Here is a 19126-nt window from a genome sequence, read left to right as displayed (position 1 = left end):
ACCTCCTACTATTTTTTCACCTGGCTTTGCGCAGTCGCTAAAATAGCACCTGGTACACGGAATGGTGAACATGAGACATAATCAATTGCTAAATCATTAAAGAAATGAATTGATTTAGGATCTCCACCTAACTCACCGCAAACACCAATCTTAATGGCTGGGTTTGCTGATTTTGCGCTTTCAACTGCAATCTTAATAAGTTGTCCCATACCTTCAACGTCTAATGTTTGGAACGGATCGACATTAAGAATTTCACGGTTAATGTATTCGTTGATGAATTTACCGGCATCATCACGAGAGAAACCATAAGTTAATTGAGCTAAATCGTTTGTACCAAAACTAAAGAATTCAGAGTGCTGAGCAAGTTCTCCTGCAACTAGACATGCACGTGGTGTTTCAATCATTGTACCAATTAGGTAGTCAACTTGTACACCTTTTGCATCCATGATTTCCTGTGCTTTTTTCTTAACAACATCTTTTAAGATGACAAATTCTTGTGTAGTTGAAACTAAAGGAATCATAATTTCAGGCTTTGTTTCAATACCTTTTTCTTTTAAATTCAACACAGCTGTAATGATTGCTTCCGTCTGCATTTCATATAATTCAGGATAAGTAATCGCTAAACGACAGCCTCGGTGACCAAGCATCGGGTTAAATTCATGTAATTCACTGATACGCTTTTCTAAGAAATCTGTCGTAACGCCTAACTGGTCGGCCACTGCTTTAACTTCTTCTCCACCTTTCGGTAAGAATTCATGTAATGGCGGATCTAATAAACGTACGATTGACGGACGATCCTGAGATAAATTAAAGATACCTTCGAAATCTTCTGTTTGATAAACTTTGATTTTATTTAATGCTTCTACACGTTCTTCGTAAGTAGATGCTAAGATGAAACGTCTCATTTCAATTAATCGTTCTTCACCAAAGAACATATGCTCAGTACGTACCAAACCGATACCTTTTGCGTTAAATGAATAACCTGATTTAATATCACCTTCAGTTTCTGCATTCATACGTACAGATAAACGTGCGATTTCTTCTGCCCAGCCCATAAATTCTTCAAAGACATCACTTGCTTCCGCTTTCGTCGTTTCAATTTCACCAATATATACTGCTCCTGTTGAACCATTAACTGAGATAACATCACCTTCAGATAAAGTTTTACCGGCATATTTTACGTACTTTTCTTTCGTATTAATTTCAAGATCAGAACATCCCGTCACACAACATTTACCCATACCACGTGCTACTACCGCAGCATGACTCGTCATACCACCATGTGTCGTTACAATCGCTTCAGCAGCAATCATACCTTCAATATCCTCTGGAGAAGTTTCAGGACGAACTAATATAACCTTTTCACCTGCTTCAGCTTTCGCTTTTGCATCTAATGCCGAGAAGACGATAACACCTGTTGCAGCACCTGGAGAAGCTGGTAAACCTTTGTCTGATACTAATTCAGCAGATTTTAATGCTTCTTCATTAAAGTTAGGATGTAACAATTGATCAATTGATTTAACATCTACCATTGCAACAGCATCTTCTTTCGAAATGACACCTTCATTTACCATATCTACAGCAATGTTGATCGCAGCTTTTGCAGTACGTTTCCCGTTACGCGTTTGTAAGATAAATAACTTTTCATTTTCAATCGTAAACTCGATATCCTGCATATCTTTGTAATGACTTTCTAATTTCTTCGTTACATTCACGAACTCTTCATATGCATGCGGCATTTGTTCATTTAAAGTTTCGATTGCTTTCGGCGTACGAATACCTGCTACAACGTCTTCACCTTGCGCATTCAATAAGTATTCACCATATAATTTATGTTCACCTGTCGCCGGGTTACGTGTAAATGCAACACCTGTACCAGAACGATCACCACTATTACCAAATACCATTTCCTGAACATTTACAGCTGTTCCGATATCATGAGGAATTTCGTTTAAATCACGATAAATACGTGCACGATCATTGTTCCATGATTTAAATACCGCTTCTATCGCTTCAGTTAACTGTTTCTTTGGATCTTGCGGGAACGGTTTATGTGCTTCTTCGATATAGATTTCTTTATATTGTTCAACAATCTCTTTCAAATCTTCAGCGGGTACATCAGCATCAGTTGCATGCCCTTTAACTTTTTTGAAGTCTTCAAAGTACTCTTCAAATGCTGGCATCGGAATATTGTATACAACACTACCAAACATTTGTAGCAAACGACGATAACAATCATACGCAAAACGTGCATCTTCTGTCTTTGCAGCTAATTTTTCAACATTTTCATCATTTAATCCTAAATTTAAAATCGTATCCATCATACCTGGCATAGAGATTTTCGCACCACTACGTACTGATACTAATAGTAAATTTTCATCTGAAGAGAAAGCTTTATTTGTTTTATCTTCTAGTTCTTTTAACTTCTCATCTAATTGTGTAAGTACTTCGTCTGATAATTGTTCACCACGATCTAAATATTCGATACAAGCTTCAGTCGTGATTGTAAATCCGTTAGGAACAGGTAAACCTAGACGCATCATTTCTGAAAGGTTTGCGCCTTTACCACCTAACAAGTCTTTCATATTTTGACTTCCTTCTTCAAATGCATATACAAATTTACTCAAATTTAGTCACCTCATCATTTTTTGTGTTATACCAATTAACCCATTAGGTTATACTATTATGTTAATTAGTATGTCACATTAAAACTTTTATGACAATCATAAAAAGACAATTTAATAAATTTTTTTAGAAATATCTGTTTAAATATGAAGGTATTGTGAACTTGTCAGAAAAAAGTTGAAAAAGTTTTACCATTCAGTAGCAGAAATGAAAACGCTTTATTATAATCGAAGTAACTTAAAGTTTATCTTTAAGAAAACTTTTTTAAGGGGAGATTCATATGTATCAACTAGAGTTTATTGATGGTAAAAAACATCACATCGTAGGAATGTTCGACACAGTTGAAGAGATTAAAGAATGGTTAGCAGTTGTACCATTCATTACAGCGTATGAATCTGAGAAAGAATATACGATGGAATATAAGAATATTCCGGATTATGCAGAAATCGAATGGCGTGGAAGTGTTTATCCATTAACGCGTCACTCATTCTCTGGTGATCACACTATCGTTATTGACTGGTCATACGTTGCAACAATTAAAGACCATGAAGGTATTGTTCCAGGCTACACTTTAATCGAAGGTTACATGTACGAAAATAGTGATGTTGAAGAATACATCGCTGTACGTAACAAGATGAAAGATGAATTGAAAGATTACTACACATTGCACGGTAAGACAGTATTCGTTGATGGATTAGGCACTGAACAAGGTGAATACATCACGACTGAAGGTGGGCCGATTATTCATATCGATCCAATGAACGTGGATGCGTGGGAAAAAGCTGAAAATATTGAAGCATTTGTGAAGACGTTTGAGTAGAAATTTAAGATAGTTAAAATGGCCCGATTCTTTAGTGGAATCGGGCCATTTTGCTTTGTTTGGCACGGTTCTTCCTTGGAATCGGGCCATTTCGCTTTGTTTGGCACGGTTCTTCCTTGGAATCGGGCCATTTTGCTTTGTTTGGCACGGTTCTTCTTTGGAATCGGGCCATTTCGCTTTGTTTGGCACGGTTCTTCTTTGGAATCGAGCCATTTCGCTTTGTTTGGCACGGTTCTTCCTCAGAATCGCCCCAATTTTTATTTCTCATTAACAATTTTATAATATGTTCTCGATGTAATCAGATACATGATACCGTAAACGACCATAATTACGAGCATTACAATACCATAACATGAAAAGAACATCGCTTTATCACGAATACCTAATACACCAAGTAAATTAAATATAATTTTCGTCGCAAACAGCGTATGAATAACAGTAATAATAATCGGTAAACCGAAAATCCAGATAATCTGTTTGTTAATCGTCTTCTTAATCAATTCTTGTGGTAATCCTACTTTTTGCATAATATTGTAGTTGCGTTTATCCTCATACCCTTCTGATAGTTGTTTATAGTATAGCACTAAGAACACTCCTGTAAGTAATGTAATTGATACGACGATACCGATAAAGATTAATCCTCCATTTAACTCGTAAATTGTTTTTTGAACATCTTCTTTATTTTCAATACGTATGCCATATTTCTTCTGAAGCTTTGGAATAGCTTTCTTTAAAGCTGTTTCATGTGCATCCACGTTAAATCCAAGTGTTCCACTCGCTTCTGGAACTTCTATTTTGTTTGTTTGATTATTCAATGATTTAAAATAACTTCTGTATGCATCAAATTGAGCTTTATCTTTAACAATAATATACATCGCATCAATAGCAACTTGATTGCCGATATAATTTTTAGTCTCTATCTGTACTTTTACCTCTTTACCCATTATCTTTAACGTCTTATCATGAGTAAATCTATCTGCGTTTGTACTGACAATGATTTCACCGTCTTTTACTGAAACTTGCTCGTCTCGTGCAATATTATGGTCTTTTTCAGTTGTAAGTACAACATACGTCATATCTTTACCTTTTAACTTAAGTCCAACCTGATCATTTATCGGTACTAATTTATGGCCATCTTTAATAATTGGGAAGAATGACAGTTCACTATACCTAAATTTATCAACGTCAGCAATTTTACTGATATCTTCCTGGATATTTTTAACTTGTTTTTTCTGATCCCCATATAAATTAATTTCGTATTGTTGAGTCATACTACCTGCAACTTGTGCTTCAATACCACGATATGCAGAAAGTGACATCCCGAGCGTCACCATTAAAAACGTCATAAGCATTGTAATACTAGCAAGTCCTACCGCATTAGATTTCATACGCGATAATAATCCAGAAATCGAAAAAAATTGATTAGGCTTATAATAAATATTCTTATTTCTTTTCAACAACTGCAACACAATTATAGTTAACGACATGAATAAACAATATGTTCCAACACCTACAAGTAGTACCGCAAAAAATATAGATTGAAGAGAATCTAGTACACCTTTTACATCCAGTGCTAAATAATAACCATAACCTAAAGTAGAAATCCCGATGATGAACAGCACTGCAAGCTTCCATTTCGGCGTTGCCCTCTCACCAGCAAGTCGAGTGCGCATTAATTGTGTTGGACTTTGCATCGTAAGTGTAATGTTATTTATTATAAACAATATACAAAAAGTGATTGCCATGATGAATAGCGTAATAGCTGCTGCTTTGAAATCAAATGGATAGTTCATCAGTGACATTCCTTTTGTCTTAACTAATTTATTTAACATCAGGAAGATCAGGTTTCCAAATAAATAACCACCAATGATACTAATAACACTGATAACTACAAATTGTATGATTGCTTCGAACCATAACATCAATCTTATATGACGCTTTTCTAACCCAAGTATCATATTTAATGCGAACTCCTGTCGACGTTGTTTCATAACGAAGCGATTCGCATAAATGATAAACACAACCGTTAATAAACCAACCAGGATGTTTGAATAGACAAGCAACTGCGGTAAGTCAGCATGCCGCTTTTGGATATAATCATTATTTATCATCGACAGCATAATATACTGTAATCCCATCATAACGCTTGTTGCTAATAAAAATGGTATAAATATTTGTCTTAATGCTTTAAAGTTCTTCATTACTAGCTTGAATAATAATTGCATCATCCTACTCACCTCTTTCTGATAGCATTGATAGACTGTCAGAAATGCGTTTTTGGAATTCGTTTTGTGTTTCATCTCCTCGATATATTTCATGATATAAAATACCGTCTTTAATAAATACGACACGACTTGCATACGCTGCATCAATCGTAGAATGTGTAACCATAAGAATCGTTTGATTGTCTTTATTAATATCCTGGAATAAATTCATAATATCTGTTGAAGTTTTAGAATCTAATGCGCCTGTTGGTTCATCAGCCAGCAATAAACTAGGATTTGAAATTAATGCTCTGGCAATTGCTACACGCTGTTGTTGACCACCAGAAATTTGATTCGGGAACTTTTCCAGATGTTCTAAAATACCAAGCTTTGGTGCAAGGCGTGATAATCTTTCTTCCATGACGTTAGGTTTCATATTAGAAAGTACTAATGGCATTAAAATATTATCTTTATTACTCATCGTATGTAATACATTGAAATCCTGGAACACGAAGCCTAACATATCACGACGAAACTTTGCAACTTCTTTATTCTTTAGCATACTTAAATCTTGTCCACCGATTGTTACAGATCCTTCAGTTGGTGTATCGAATGTTGCGATGATATTTAACAATGTCGATTTCCCAGAACCTGACTCGCCCATTATTGCAACGAACTCACCTTCATTAATTGAGAAATTCATATCTTTTAAAGCAACTGTTTGATTGGCACCTCTACCGAATACTTTTTTAACATTTTTTATACTAAGTAACATTACGTTCACTCCTTGTTTGTTGTTACCTTTATCTTACGTGCTAATTGAAACGGCTGCCTTTATTTATTCTTACAAAGACAGCCGTTAATCTTACAAAAATGAAAGATTGGAGTTATTTAAATTGAATCGTGAATGTCGAACCTTCGTTTATTGTAGATATAACATTAATTTTATGACCTAATCGCTTAGAGATTGTGCTGACAATATATAAACCAATCCCACTCGATTTCTCACTCAACCTACCGTTGTATCCAGAGAAACCTTTCTCAAATATTTTCGGTAAATCACTCGCATTAATGCCGATACCGTTGTCTCGGACGGATAATGTCTTTGTCGTTTCATCAAACGTAATCCATACTTCTTTTCCACGCGCATATTTTAAAGCATTGTTTAAAATTTGCTCTATCATGATAGAAACCCACTTTGCATCTGTTAAGATTAAGGCTTCACTCTTGTCGTAATGCAACTTTGTTTGATAATGAATAAACTGAATGGCATAACGTTTGATAAGAGGACGAACAAGTTCATCGATACTCACTTCCATAAATACCATGTCCGTCTTCTGGTTCATTAGTTTCAAATAGTTGAGTGCAAGATTGGTATAGTTATCAATTTGCAGCACTTCATTACGAACTTGAGATATCACTTGTTCATCCGGATCTTCAAGTAATAGTTTCGATGCCGTAATCGGTGTCTTTATTTGATGCACCCACATCAAGAAATACGACTCTACTTCACTTTGATAGTTGATAAAATCATTGCGCAGCTTATGATTTTCCTGCTTTAACAGTTCATTTTCTTCAAATAGGGTTCGCTCTTTTTTAAAGTTCATATATTGAATTATCCAATATAGCAATGAAATAAATAATACGATACATACACTTAAAAGATACGCTTGAAATGGTACATCATACATCCATAAAATAAATAAGAATAATGTGCATACTAAAACAACAATATAAATTTCACGTTGAATCGTTTTAAAGAAACTCATACATCACCTACGCGGTATCCGACATTTTTCTTCGTTTCAATAAAATCATGAAGGTCAATCTTTTGAAGCTTTTTGCGTAATCGCGTCATATTCACTGCAAGAGTATTATCATCAATGAAATGCTCTGACTCCCAACACTTTTCGATTAATGTATTACGGCTGACAAACTTCCCTTTATTCTGGAATAAAGCATGTATGATTTGAAGTTCTGTGTGTGTGAGGTCAATAGTTTCATCATTATATTTGAGTTTTGCCGATTCTAGTAGAAGTTCACACTCACTTACAGTTAAATTATTTACTTGAGTAGTAAAATCATATGTTCTGCGTAATAGCGCTTGAATCTTAGTAACCGTGACCGTCATATTAAACGGCTTTTCAATGAAATCATCCGCACCCATCTGCATCGCCATCACTTGATCCATACTATCATTACGAGAACTAATGAAAATTATTGGAACAGTAGAAACTTTACGAATCTCCTGACACCAGTGATAGCCATTGAATGCTGGTAAATTAATATCGAGTAGCACAAGTTCTGGTGCATTTGCGTTAAAGACATCCATCACATGATTAAAATCTTCTATTAAGATAGATTCTAACTGCCATTTCTTCAGTTCCTCAGCGAGCATCTTCCCGATGACCAAATCATCCTCTACAATCAAAACCTTCATCATCTCACCACCACCGTTGTTTTTTATTATTATGACATAAATGTGGTGTTTAGGTTGAGGATTTAGGATGATGACGTATTATTTTGGGCCGGTTCCTTGTTTGAATCGCCCCAAATATAATAATTCAGGACGATTCCTAAATAGAACCGCCCAAAACTTCATAACAAAAAACACCTCATCACTGAGGTGTTACTACTTTAGAATTCAACATGTAATGCTTTTTTATTTGTTTTATTTTTTACATTATTCTGCCCATTATGCGTCTTACCATTATCGATTATTTCAAAATCCAAAGACTTCGCTTTATATAAATCATCAATTTTACCCGTAGAATCAATATCTTGATTAAATACCAATGTAGATTGATATTCACCACTTTCCTCATGTCTAGAAATTAAATTAAAGTAGTATTTTTTACCATTCTCATCATATAAATTAATATCATAGTTAAATTCATTACTAGAAGATAACTTGATGTGTGCTGATAATGGATTAATCGATACCTGTTGAACATCTACTTTTTCTTTCCCCACTAAAACCGTCTCGTTCATCATTTTTGATTTAACTTTTTTATTTAATTCGGATGGATTTACGTTAAATTTATATCCAAAGTTTTTACCATTTCCCTCATAACTACCAAAAGTCATTTCAACATTTAACTTCCCTTGGGGTGGTATTTCTCGCAGATGAATGATACCAATATCACTATGCACTTTCTTTTCTTTTAAATATTCACTACTTCCAGAAAGTCCTTCCATCATTTCTCTACCATTAATTTTTACGGATAATGGGTCTGCAATATGAAGGGCATTGTCTTTACCTTTAGCATCAACTAACAAATTATACGTCAAATATTTATCATTAATAAATACATCTGTTAGTTTCACGTCAGCTTTGCTTATGCTAATTGTTTCGTTAATATGCGTTGCGTATTTCTCAGCTTGTGGTGTGATTATATCTTTAAATGAATACGTGATGTTCTCAATCATTTTAACAGCATTTGCTTGAATATCATGATTCATAAATGGTAAACCTCCAGCCAGTAACATAGCTGCTGCTGAAATTTGAATCGTTCTTTTCTTCATCTTTGAAGGCTGTTTTTGTTTATTTTTCATTTTGAACTGATTAAAGTATTGTTGTTGTTCAACCTCTGTCATTGTTTCTTCTTCAATCACTTCATCAAATTGAATATCATTGAGTTTTCTATATATATTGTTCATTGTGAATCCTCCTTTGCAAATTTCAGCTTTGTCTTAGCACGAGATACTCTATTGTAAATATTACTCGTCTTTTGTCCCAACATTGCAGCTACTTCTTCAGGCTTATAACCTTCTAAATAAATCATCGTCAATATTTGTTGATCTACTTCTGATAAATCTTTGATCAAATCAAACCATGCTTGTTCATGTAACTTTAATCCCTGGTCTAAATACACTATATTATTTTCCAACGTCTCAGTTGCTTTGTCTTTTTGATATTTGCGTAACATATCTATTGATTGATACTTTGCAATGACGCATATCCAGTTCTTAAATGAGTTTTTACTCGCATCAAATTGATGGATGTTATTCCAAATTCCAAATAAACAATCATTGATACATTCATCTAAATGACTGTCAAAATGATATAAATTTTTCTTACAAATTGATTTCATCAATCCACCATATTGCTGTAACAATAATTGAATCCCTTGTTCATCATGTGATTGAATCAATTGAATAATCTTTAAATCACACTCGTTCATGTCTCTCCCTCCAGTACTACTTATATATTCGTACGTGTTGATTAAATTCTATCATTGAATACAAAAAAAATTTGGCACGATATTCAAAATTATCGTGCCACTCAATTTCAGCAAACCAAAAAAACACCTCATCAGAGGTGTTACGCACTTACTTATAAGATCCTACAACTTTAAGTTCTTTTAGGAATCCTCCACTATGAGGTGATGATTTGAATCCCTCTGTTAAATCTTTACCTGCTTCTAAACCGTTATGCTTTCCGCCTTTCCACATTTCAACGTCACTGACATCATACACAACACCATCAACAGCGACATAAGATTTATGTCCGTCTTTACCGTCAAAAGCTTTCAACTTTTCTGCATCATAAACGTTGTCTTTCATTATCTTCTCTTCAGCCGGCGTAAAGTCACGTTTCAACTTATCTTCTCCGTCACCTTGATTCATAAATAAAGCAAATCCCATAAATACTGCAACTAAGATTGCACCTGTGATTAACATTAATTTTTTCATCATCATCCTCCTCATAAAAAATCTCTATACTTAAAGCATATTGCAATTCCTACCTGCAAACAACTTTAAATATAGAGAATATATGACTATTCTGTGATTTCAACTTCAACGCCAAAGTGGTCACTAACAATCGGTGCATTCACACCATCAAATACTGTCTTACTCGATTGCACTTTAAATTCATTGCTCGCTAAAATGAAATCAATGCGTAACTTTCCGCCATTGTTCTCCCATCCTGCGATATTCTTCTCAATTGTATGATGGCCGTATTTAACTTCAGCTTTTGTATACGTATCTAGTAAATCACTGTTGTCTAATACGAAGTCATAGCCTTCTGTACCTTCCGGGTTATTAAAGTCACCCATAACAATCAATGGTTGATTATATTGTTCTAATATACGCTTTGTATTCATCCATTCATAACTAAATCCATCCAGATTATTTATCCACCAAGAGAAATGACAACTTGCCACAACAATTGATTTCCTGTTCACTTGAGTTTCACCAAATAATATTTTTCTTGAACGATAGTTATCAGGAGATCGATCTATTGAAACAAATTCTGAATATGGTTTGATTGGTTGTTTTGATAGTATCGCACTGCCTTCTTCATATTTATCATAACCGATATGACTCATCGCGTAGCTAAAGTAATAGTCATACCCTTGTGCCCTAAGCTTCTGAACAATAATATATGCAAAATTATCATCCTTTATTTGAATTCCATCATTACCTGGGCAATAATAACTATCTTTAATTTCATTTGTATTTTCTATCAACTGATTCACTTCTTGTAACGCGATGATGTCATAATCCATTTTTATAATTTGTGTAACAATTTGATCTATCTTTTCTTCCTGATGGTCCTCTAACCAACTATGTGTATTTAATGTCAGTAACTTCATCATACACTCTCCTCTAGTCAAAATAAAAAGGCAGCCGAAGCTACCCCTTTATTATATTTCAATGTAACCGATTTTTTCAGCTTTCGCTACTTGACCTGATTTATCTAATGTTAACGATTCAACGCGTTCACTGTTCGTAATGACTACAATAATCGTAGTATCTTTACCTTCAGATTGAACTGCTTCGATATCCATAATCGCTAACGTATCGCCTACTTTAACTTTTTGTCCATCGTTCACTACTACACGTGATGCTGGTTTAGTCATACTTACTGTTTCAATACCCATGTGTACAAGTACTTCAATTCCATCTGTTGTTTTAATACCAATTGCGTGTTTTGTTGGGAAGATGCTTACGATTTCACCATCAACTGGTGCTACAACTGTTTCGTCAGCTGGTTTCACTGCAAATCCTTCACCCATCATTTTTTGTGAGAATACTGGATCATTGACTTGATCAATACTGATAACTTCACCATCTGCTACTGAATATAAGTTTTTCGTAGTACCAGTAAATCCTTTAGTATCTGTGTTATCTAATACAGTTGGTTCTACAACAGTTTGCTTTGGCGTTGGAATATCAGCACCAGATTGTAATAAATCTTCGATATCTGATTTTAATACATCCGCTTTTGGACCATAAACTGCTTGAACGCCGTTATCCTTAACGATTAATCCCATCGCACCAGCCTTTTTCCAAGCTGCTTCATTACCTACTAATCCTTTATCATTTACACTTACACGTAAACGTGTCATACATGCATCAACATCTTTAATATTTGCTTTACCACCTAGTAAATGAATAATTTGTACAACTTGATCATCCGCTTGAACATTTGATGTTCCTGTTTCTTCTGCCATGTCTGCTTCATAATTTCCGTTACGTCCAGGTGTTGCGAAGTTGAACTTCTTAATTAAGAAGTTTGCTAAGAAGTAAGTTACTACTGCAAATCCGATTGTCGTTAATACAAAGTTGATTAAATCTCCACCTAATCCTGCTTTAATCGCAAGTGGTGTTCTTGTTAATAATTCAATTGTACCGAATGAGTGTACACGTAAATTAATAATGTCTGCCATCGCAAATGCTGCACCTTGAATGAATGCATAAACAACATATAAAGGTACTGCTACAAACATGAACATGAATTCTAACGGCTCAGTAACTCCTGTTAAGAATACTGCTAATGCTGCTGAGAAATACATTGATTTGTATTTTGGTAATTTATCTTTATCAACGTTACGGTACATTGCAAGTGCAAGACCCATTAAAATACCTGTTGAACCAATCATTTGTCCTACTTTGAAACGTGCTGGTGTAAAGTCGTTTAATACTTGATTATATTGGCTTGTATCTCCAGCGTGACTTAGGTTCACTAAGTCTGTTGCCCAAGCTAACCAAAGTGGATCTTGTCCGAATACCTTTGTACCTGCTTGTGAACCTGATAATATTTCGTAAGTTCCACCTAGTTGTGTATAGTTAATCGGAATCGTTAACATATGGTGAAGACCGAATGGTAATAATAAACGCTCTAAGAATCCAAATAAAAATGGTGCTAAGATTGGTGCTGTATCTTTACTTGTAGCAATCCATAAACCAAAGTTGTTAATACCTGCTTGAATGTATGGCCATACGATAGCAAGAATTAATGCAACGATAGTTGACCAAAGAATAACAACGAATGGTACGAAGCGTTTACCATTAAAGAATGATAATGCGTCAGGTAACTTTCTATAATTATAGTATTTATTATATGCATTCGCACCAACGAAACCTGCGATGATACCAACGAATACCCCCATGTTTAATGCCGGTGATTCTAATACACTTGTAAAGAAACCTTTAACCATAATCTTTGTGCCGAATAATGTATGCGTGAATGCTTTATCATCTGCAAGCATTGCACTGTTAACACCAAATACTGCCCCTGTAATACGGTTAATCAATACGAATGCGATACCTGCTGCAAACGCACCGCCTGCTCTTTCTTTTGCCCAACTTCCCCCAATAGCTAACGCAAAGAGAAGATGTAAGTTTCCGATAATCGCCCAACCAATACTTTCAATGACACCACCAATCGTGATTAACATTTGCATGTCTGGGCTAATTAATGGGATCGATTTTCCAATACTAATCATAAGACCTGCTGCTGGCATTACTGCTACAACAACCATCAGTGCTTTACCGAACTTTTGCCAAAATTCAAAGCTTAATAACTGTTTCATAATTTTTTCTCCTTTTTATGCAATCGGTTGCATTACTTGAGATAAATATATCATCAGAAATTTGTTTTGTAAACAGTAATTCATAAAATAATATACTTTATTTGCATAAATGCTATGAAATTTTGTGGAAAAACCATCATTGACAATGCAATCGGTTGCATATATTATTAAGAAAAAGACTTACGGAGGATTATTATGGCCATTACAGTTAAAGATGTTGCACAACAAGCTGGTGTCGCTACATCAACAGTTTCACGTGTTGTTAATAATCATCCTTCTATTTCTGAAGCTACTCGAAGAAAAGTTCAGAAAGTGATGCAGGAAATGGGCTATGTTCCAAATATCGCTGCCAGAAACTTAGGGAAGCAAACTTCAAATGCAATAGGAATTATCCTACCTCCACTCAATTCAAAAGAACGAATGGCCAATCCATTCTTCTTAGAAATAATCGAAGCTATTAATGATGAAGCAAGAAGAAATAATATGACTACTGCGGTGGCTATAGCTAAGAACTTAGAAGATTTATTAGAAGATGTTAAAGTGATGCACAAGCAAAAGCAAGTTGGTGGTTTCATATTAGCATATGCTCACCAAGGTGATCCCGTAATAAAATACTTGCTTGAAAAGCAAATTGCATTTACACTCATTGGGCAGCCTTATACACAGCATAATATAATTAGTTATATTGACAATGACAATCAGTTACTTGGCCAACATGCTACAGAACATTTGATTGAAAATGGTCATCGCAATATTCTTTTTGTTACTAATACGATTAAAGAAGGTATTTATTTCGAAAGATATTTTGGCTATCAGAAGGCAATGATGCTCAATCAACTCAAAGTATTTGATAGTATTCCAATTATAGAACATACAGATTATGCTGACTTTGAAGATACTTTGATCCGAACAAAAGCAACTGCTATCGTGGTGCTTGACGATATATTTGCACTACGTGTTATGCAGCTTGTACAAATGTACGGCTATAAAGTGCCTGATAATCTTTCTGTTATCAGCTTTAATAACTCGATACTCTCGACATTAACACACCCATACTTAACTACCATTGATATCGATACCGCAAAACTCGGTCACGAATCAGTCAAAATGCTTATTAAACATTTGAATGGAGAAGACATTTCTAACACTAAGATTGTTGTGCCTCATGAATTAATCGAACGTGAAACTGTTATTAACTTAAAGTAAAAAAATAAGCTTATGACAAATTTGTCATAAGCTTTTATTCATCTAACGTCTTTATTACCGTAAACAAAACAATTGCCTGCATCAACAGCATTACACTAAGTCCAATTTTTACATAAATATTATCCACTAAATAAATCGAAATCCCTACAACAATAACGACGCTTAATAATAACTGAAACTTTTTCTTCAATGTATAGCCACCACGTTCATAAAACTCCTGAACGTAAGATTTATAAATTTTTGTTCGCACTAACCAATTATGAAACTTATCTGAACTTCTCGCAAAACAGAAGACTGCGAGCAATAAGAATGGTGTCGTTGGTAAGAGCGGTAAAAATGTACCAACAAATCCGAGGATGGTCGAAATAACTCCAACGGATAATAATAATAACCTCAAGAGATATCCTCCTAAATATGATAATATCCACATTATACTAAAATTCTTGATGAAATGTTTGATGAGGATATATCATTTTAGTGAAGTTTCATTCAACGCTATAAATATATTAAAGTGCTCTTGGTGTTTCAATACCTAGCAAACTTAATCCTTCTTCTATTACGATAGAGACTGCTAATAATAAAGCTATTCTATCCTTAATCATTGCAACGTCATCTATTATTCTTACATTCGCATAATAACTATTGAAGTGACGTGCAAGTTGCAGTAAATACTTCGCTATTTCTGCAGGAGATTGCTTCACATATGCATTATAGATGACTTCTTCAAACATCATTAAATCTTTAGCGATATCCCATGCCGTATCATCTATTTCATTCACTTTAATGTGACTTGTTTCCAGTCCACTTTTTCTAATAATGGCATGAATTCTGGCGTTTGTATATTGAAGATATAAGCACGTATTGCCTTCTGCTTTTAACATATCTTCTAAATCAAATTCAATATCATTTTGACGATCGTATTTCAGGTCATTAAATATTACAGCACCAATACCGATTTGTTCAGCTACTTTATCAATGTCTTCAATCTCATTTGATTTCGCGATTATATTTTGTTTTGCCATATTCACCGCTTCATCCAGCACTTCCTCTAAAAAGATAACTTTCCCTTTTCTGGTAGACATCTTTTTGCCATCTTTTAAGATCATACCAAACGATATGTGCTCCATATTTTCCGCCCACGTGTAACCCATCATCTTTAACACGGATATCAATTGTTTAAAATGAAGTGACTGTTCATTACCTACAAAATAATATGACTCATAGAAATCATACGTTTCTTTTCTGTAGATTGCTGTTGCTAAATCTCTTGTAATATACAAAGTTGAGCCATTATTTTTCTTAATAAGCGCTGGCGGCATATCATCGAGCCTTACTATTTCAGCACCTTGATCTTCAACGAGTAAGTTTAATGCTTCCAATTTTTCTACAACAGCATCCATCTTGTCATTGTAAAATGCTTCTCCATTGTACGAATCAAAAGAAACGCCAAGACGCGCATATATCTCATTAAACGATTGTAGCGAAACTTCTCTGAACCATGTCCAGAGTCTTACATGCTCAGCTTCACCTTGCTCTAGTTTTAGAAATGCTGTTCTTCCCGCTTCATTTAAAGCTTCGTCATGTTCTGCTTCATCATGAAATTTAACATATAGCTTGAATAATTCAGGTATTGGGTTTGCTTTAACGTCAGCTTCATTCCCCCACTTTTTATAAGCTACAATCAATTTACCAAACTGCGTTCCCCAGTCTCCAAGGTGATTTATTCTTACCGGTTTAAAACCTAATTTCTCTGTAATATTAGCTATAGCATTACCGATAACAGTTGATCTTAAATGCCCCATCGAGAAAGGTTTGGCGATATTCGGTGAAGAAATATCCATCGTTATCACTTTGCCTTGACCAATATTTTGAGCACCAAAGCTTTCTTTATCACGCAATACTTCCTGAATAACATTTGTTCCTAGTGTTTGTTTATTAAAATATACATTTAAATAACCATTCACAACTTCAACTTTATCAATTTGTTCATCATTCAAACGCTCGCTTATTTCCTGTGCAATAACTATTGGACTCTTCTTCAGATGCTTACTTAACGTAAAACATGGGAATGATAAATCTCCTTGATGCTCATGCTTCGGATATTCAATCAACTTTAATATTTCAGTTTCACTCAATACTTCAATTTCTTTTCTTAAAATATTAGCTAATAAATGCTTCATCTATTCTCCTCCTAAAAATTTATAAAATAAAAAAGCATCCACCTCTAAAAAAAGAGGCGAATGCTAGATTCACGGTACCACTCTTGTTCATGTCAACAGACATACTCAATGATTGTTAACGATGTTTCCACCGGATATCCCTACTATAAGTTCAACATATCATTTACGAAGTGCGCTTCATATCAATTATCATGCTATACTTCCACCTTCTATAGCTCGCTACTTATGAACAAATCAATATTACTCTCTTCGTGTATACAAATTGTTATTAAATTATTTAATATAATAGCATGATTATAATAAAAAGAAAATAGAAATAAATTTTATAAACTGTTATCATCAAGAAAACGGAGGTGCTAATATGATTACAATTATTATGGCTATCGCATTATATATTATTGACACGCTTCTCTATAAAACAATCCTTACCGATAAACCAAACTACTTTGCCGGCTACCGTACACCAAGGTCTCTACAAAGTGAAAGACATTGGCAAGTGGCGCAGGAATATTCTACAAAACTTATCCAAAAACTGTGCCCAATCTTACTCATCATCGGCATTATTCAACTCTTGATTGAAATAACTATAGGCTATGAAGAGCAAAGTTCAATTGCATCTATTATTTTATTACTGATTACAGTTATTATCGTTTACCTCAAAACTGAAAATAGACTAAAAAAGTTATGATATTCACTTCTTCATATCACTTTGTTCCAAGCGAATTCTGCGATGACTTGATGCTTTGAAAATGCTCTCCATCACCTTCAAGTCATCATTTTTAATCGCTTCTTTCAAAGTAGTAAATGCATCTTCAAAACGCTCCATATTATCTAATAAAGCTTCTTTATTATGGCTAAATAATTCCGGCCAGAGAGATTCATTCATATTAGCAATACGCGTAAGATCACGATAACTATCACCGATAAATTTTATCGTTTCATCCAATCTATCATCACTGTTGATTAACGACACGGCAATTGCATGCGTTAACTGACTCGTATGTGCAATCATCTCATCATGCATCACAGCATCTGTAACTGTGATACGTTTAAAACCGAGCGGATATAAAAATTGTTTAAATGCTTCTAACTCTTGATTTGAATTCAAATCTGACTTCGTGATGACATAGTTTGCGTCTTGAAATACACTAGCATCTGCGTATGCATATCCTTTCTTTTCTCGGCCCGCCATTGGATGACCGAAAATAAAAGAAACATTATGAGGTAGTATTTCTTCCACATCTTTCATCACCACCGACTTTACGCCAGCAGTATCTGTTAACGTTGCGCCATCTTTGAAATTATCTCGATGATAAAGAATAAAATCCTTTATCATATTAGGGTATATCGCAAAAATAACCAGATCAGCTTCACTCAGGATGGACTGATTACTCGTTTCACCAACATCAATGACCCCATCAGCTATCGCCATATTCAAAGTCTCATGATTTACATCGATTGCCATTATACGATGCTTTTGTCCATAGCTTGCACGAATTGCTTTGGCGAAAGTCCCACCGATTACACCCAATCCAATAATAGCAATGTTCATAAATACACCTCGATTGTTTTAATGATTAAAATCGTAGCAGTAAATATCATATAAAGCAAAAGATAAATAAAAATTGCATTACCCATTTTGAGTAATGCAATTTCATTATTGTTTTTCCAATATACCTTGAATAACACGACATTTTCCATTATGTTTATCACCTTCGTGTCGTATAACTTCTTTTTCAGCGAGTTCGATAATATTAACATCGTTAGATTCACAATATTTTTTAACGTCTCTTAAATCATACAACATAGAAATATCTTTTGGTCCACCTGTGCCATAATCAATCTGAGCTTTTGCGTATAATTCACAGTATATTTTTCCTTCAGCTTTAACGGACTGAATCATATTATTAAATAATACTTGTTGTTTATCTTCTTCAACGTGACCAAAGATCATTACAGCATTGTCAAATTGCGCTTTATCTACGGCTTCTTCAACTGTAAGATCCTTTAAGTTAGTTTCCACATGTACATTAAACTTCTCTGCTAATTTTTCTGTCTTCTTTAAACCTTCCTTAGAATAATCAAATGTAGCAACATCATATCCTAATTGCGCTAAATATACTGCATTACGCCCTTCACCTTCAGCAAAACATGCAATTGATCCTTTACCTTTATCTTGAAATTGTTCTTTAACAAATTGATTCGCTTCCTCACCATATAGATATGTGTCATCTTTAAACTTATCATCCCAATGATTCATAAGTTCCT

17 protein-coding genes and 1 other annotated feature are annotated in these 19126 nt (G+C 34.5%); of the genes, 3 read left to right on the top strand and 14 right to left on the bottom strand.

The genetic code is table 11. The features are described 5' to 3' along the window. Positions 1 to 8 precede the first annotated feature (8 nt). Positions 9 to 2627, bottom strand: a complete 2619-nt coding sequence (gene ppdK, locus JJJ02_RS10100) for a pyruvate, phosphate dikinase (protein WP_239241967.1) — start codon at positions 2625 to 2627, stop codon at positions 9 to 11. Between the two features lie 278 nt (positions 2628 to 2905). On the opposite strand from ppdK, the gene JJJ02_RS10095 reads away from it, so the two are divergent. Beyond that, on the top strand, positions 2906 to 3445 hold the full coding sequence (locus tag JJJ02_RS10095) for a hypothetical protein (RefSeq protein WP_111717296.1): 540 nt from the start codon (positions 2906 to 2908) through the stop codon (positions 3443 to 3445). A gap of 257 nt (positions 3446 to 3702) precedes the next feature. Here JJJ02_RS10095 and JJJ02_RS10090 read toward each other — a convergent pair whose 3' ends face one another. From JJJ02_RS10090 to JJJ02_RS10050, 9 genes are all read right to left on the bottom strand, one after another. Beyond that, positions 3703 to 5673 (bottom strand): FtsX-like permease family protein, encoded by a 1971-nt coding sequence (locus JJJ02_RS10090; RefSeq protein ID WP_240838827.1) that lies wholly within the window; start codon positions 5671 to 5673, stop codon positions 3703 to 3705. Position 5674: 1 nt separating this feature from the next. After that, a complete protein-coding gene (locus JJJ02_RS10085; RefSeq protein ID WP_240838825.1) occupies positions 5675 to 6424 on the bottom strand; it encodes an ABC transporter ATP-binding protein in 750 nt (249 codons plus the stop codon). Positions 6425 to 6536: 112 nt separating this feature from the next. Continuing rightward, positions 6537 to 7418 carry a sensor histidine kinase gene (locus tag JJJ02_RS10080; protein ID WP_240838823.1) on the bottom strand — a complete coding sequence of 294 codons (882 nt, stop codon included), beginning with the start codon at positions 7416 to 7418 and terminating at the stop codon, positions 6537 to 6539. Next, complete coding sequence (locus tag JJJ02_RS10075; protein ID WP_240838821.1) at positions 7415 to 8089, bottom strand: response regulator transcription factor; 675 nt, start codon at positions 8087 to 8089, stop codon at positions 7415 to 7417. The genes JJJ02_RS10080 and JJJ02_RS10075 overlap by 4 nt, the downstream gene beginning before the upstream one ends. A 197-nt stretch (positions 8090 to 8286) precedes the next feature. After that, positions 8287 to 9309, bottom strand: a complete 1023-nt coding sequence (locus tag JJJ02_RS10070; RefSeq protein ID WP_240838820.1) for a hypothetical protein — start codon at positions 9307 to 9309, stop codon at positions 8287 to 8289. After that, positions 9306 to 9833, bottom strand: coding sequence for a sigma-70 family RNA polymerase sigma factor (locus tag JJJ02_RS10065; protein ID WP_240838818.1), 528 nt, complete (start codon positions 9831 to 9833; stop codon positions 9306 to 9308). The genes JJJ02_RS10070 and JJJ02_RS10065 overlap by 4 nt, the downstream gene beginning before the upstream one ends. A 148-nt stretch (positions 9834 to 9981) precedes the next feature. Next, positions 9982 to 10344: a cytochrome b5 domain-containing protein gene (locus JJJ02_RS10060; protein ID WP_240838816.1), complete on the bottom strand. Its 363-nt coding sequence runs from the start codon at positions 10342 to 10344 to the stop codon at positions 9982 to 9984. 86 nt (positions 10345 to 10430) lie between these two features. Next, complete coding sequence (locus tag JJJ02_RS10055; RefSeq protein ID WP_240838814.1) at positions 10431 to 11249, bottom strand: endonuclease/exonuclease/phosphatase family protein; 819 nt, start codon at positions 11247 to 11249, stop codon at positions 10431 to 10433. A gap of 51 nt (positions 11250 to 11300) precedes the next feature. Next, positions 11301 to 13472, bottom strand: a complete 2172-nt coding sequence (locus tag JJJ02_RS10050) for a PTS transporter subunit IIBC (protein WP_240838812.1) — start codon at positions 13470 to 13472, stop codon at positions 11301 to 11303. 195 nt (positions 13473 to 13667) lie between these two features. Between JJJ02_RS10050 and JJJ02_RS10045 the strand changes: the two genes are divergently transcribed. Then, entirely contained in the window at positions 13668 to 14678 is a 1011-nt protein-coding gene (locus tag JJJ02_RS10045; protein ID WP_111717281.1) for a LacI family DNA-binding transcriptional regulator, read from the top strand. A 34-nt stretch (positions 14679 to 14712) separates the two neighbouring features. On the opposite strand, the gene JJJ02_RS10040 is transcribed toward JJJ02_RS10045, so the two are convergent. Next, entirely contained in the window at positions 14713 to 15075 is a 363-nt protein-coding gene (locus tag JJJ02_RS10040) for a YbaN family protein (RefSeq protein ID WP_111717279.1), read from the bottom strand. A 109-nt stretch (positions 15076 to 15184) separates the two neighbouring features. After that, a complete protein-coding gene (argS, locus tag JJJ02_RS10035; RefSeq protein WP_240838810.1) occupies positions 15185 to 16858 on the bottom strand; it encodes an arginine--tRNA ligase in 1674 nt (557 codons plus the stop codon). A gap of 49 nt (positions 16859 to 16907) precedes the next feature. Continuing rightward, positions 16908 to 17125, bottom strand: a binding site (T-box leader). A gap of 94 nt (positions 17126 to 17219) precedes the next feature. Between argS and JJJ02_RS10030 the strand changes: the two genes are divergently transcribed. Beyond that, on the top strand, positions 17220 to 17546 hold the full coding sequence (locus JJJ02_RS10030; protein WP_240838808.1) for an SdpI family protein: 327 nt from the start codon (positions 17220 to 17222) through the stop codon (positions 17544 to 17546). A 3-nt stretch (positions 17547 to 17549) separates the two neighbouring features. Here the strand turns inward: JJJ02_RS10030 and JJJ02_RS10025 are convergent, their stop codons facing one another. Both JJJ02_RS10025 and JJJ02_RS10020 read right to left on the bottom strand, forming a co-directional pair. After that, a complete protein-coding gene (locus JJJ02_RS10025) occupies positions 17550 to 18410 on the bottom strand; it encodes a prephenate dehydrogenase (protein ID WP_240838806.1) in 861 nt (286 codons plus the stop codon). A gap of 105 nt (positions 18411 to 18515) precedes the next feature. Beyond that, positions 18516 to 19118 (bottom strand): class I SAM-dependent methyltransferase, encoded by a 603-nt coding sequence (locus JJJ02_RS10020; RefSeq protein ID WP_240838804.1) that lies wholly within the window; start codon positions 19116 to 19118, stop codon positions 18516 to 18518. Positions 19119 to 19126: the final 8 nt, after the last annotated feature.

The sequence above is a fragment of the Macrococcus sp. PK genome (genome assembly GCF_022501545.1).
Lineage (GTDB): Bacteria > Bacillota > Bacilli > Staphylococcales > Staphylococcaceae > Macrococcoides > Macrococcoides epidermidis.
This window is presented reverse-complemented; position numbering and strand designations above follow the sequence as displayed.

Bases quoted from the DNA above. Each gene is read 5' to 3' on its own strand.
- JJJ02_RS10025 (WP_240838806.1), bottom strand. From the start codon at position 18,410: ATGAACATTGCTATTATTGGATTGGGTGTAATCGGTGGGACTTTCGCC.
- JJJ02_RS10085 (WP_240838825.1), bottom strand. From the start codon at position 6,424: ATGTTACTTAGTATAAAAAATGTTAAAAAAGTATTCGGTAGAGGTGCC.
- JJJ02_RS10075 (WP_240838821.1), bottom strand. From the start codon at position 8,089: ATGAAGGTTTTGATTGTAGAGGATGATTTGGTCATCGGGAAGATGCTC.
- JJJ02_RS10045 (WP_111717281.1), top strand. From the start codon at position 13,668: ATGGCCATTACAGTTAAAGATGTTGCACAACAAGCTGGTGTCGCTACA.
- JJJ02_RS10095 (WP_111717296.1), top strand. From the start codon at position 2,906: ATGTATCAACTAGAGTTTATTGATGGTAAAAAACATCACATCGTAGGA.
- JJJ02_RS10060 (WP_240838816.1), bottom strand. From the start codon at position 10,344: ATGAAAAAATTAATGTTAATCACAGGTGCAATCTTAGTTGCAGTATTT.
- JJJ02_RS10065 (WP_240838818.1), bottom strand. From the start codon at position 9,833: ATGAACGAGTGTGATTTAAAGATTATTCAATTGATTCAATCACATGAT.
- JJJ02_RS10055 (WP_240838814.1), bottom strand. From the start codon at position 11,249: ATGAAGTTACTGACATTAAATACACATAGTTGGTTAGAGGACCATCAG.
- JJJ02_RS10020 (WP_240838804.1), bottom strand. From the start codon at position 19,118: ATGAATCATTGGGATGATAAGTTTAAAGATGACACATATCTATATGGT.
- JJJ02_RS10030 (WP_240838808.1), top strand. From the start codon at position 17,220: ATGATTACAATTATTATGGCTATCGCATTATATATTATTGACACGCTT.
- JJJ02_RS10080 (WP_240838823.1), bottom strand. From the start codon at position 7,418: ATGAGTTTCTTTAAAACGATTCAACGTGAAATTTATATTGTTGTTTTA.
- JJJ02_RS10090 (WP_240838827.1), bottom strand. From the start codon at position 5,673: ATGATGCAATTATTATTCAAGCTAGTAATGAAGAACTTTAAAGCATTA.
- argS (WP_240838810.1), bottom strand. From the start codon at position 16,858: ATGAAGCATTTATTAGCTAATATTTTAAGAAAAGAAATTGAAGTATTG.
- JJJ02_RS10050 (WP_240838812.1), bottom strand. From the start codon at position 13,472: ATGAAACAGTTATTAAGCTTTGAATTTTGGCAAAAGTTCGGTAAAGCA.
- JJJ02_RS10070 (WP_240838820.1), bottom strand. From the start codon at position 9,309: ATGAACAATATATATAGAAAACTCAATGATATTCAATTTGATGAAGTG.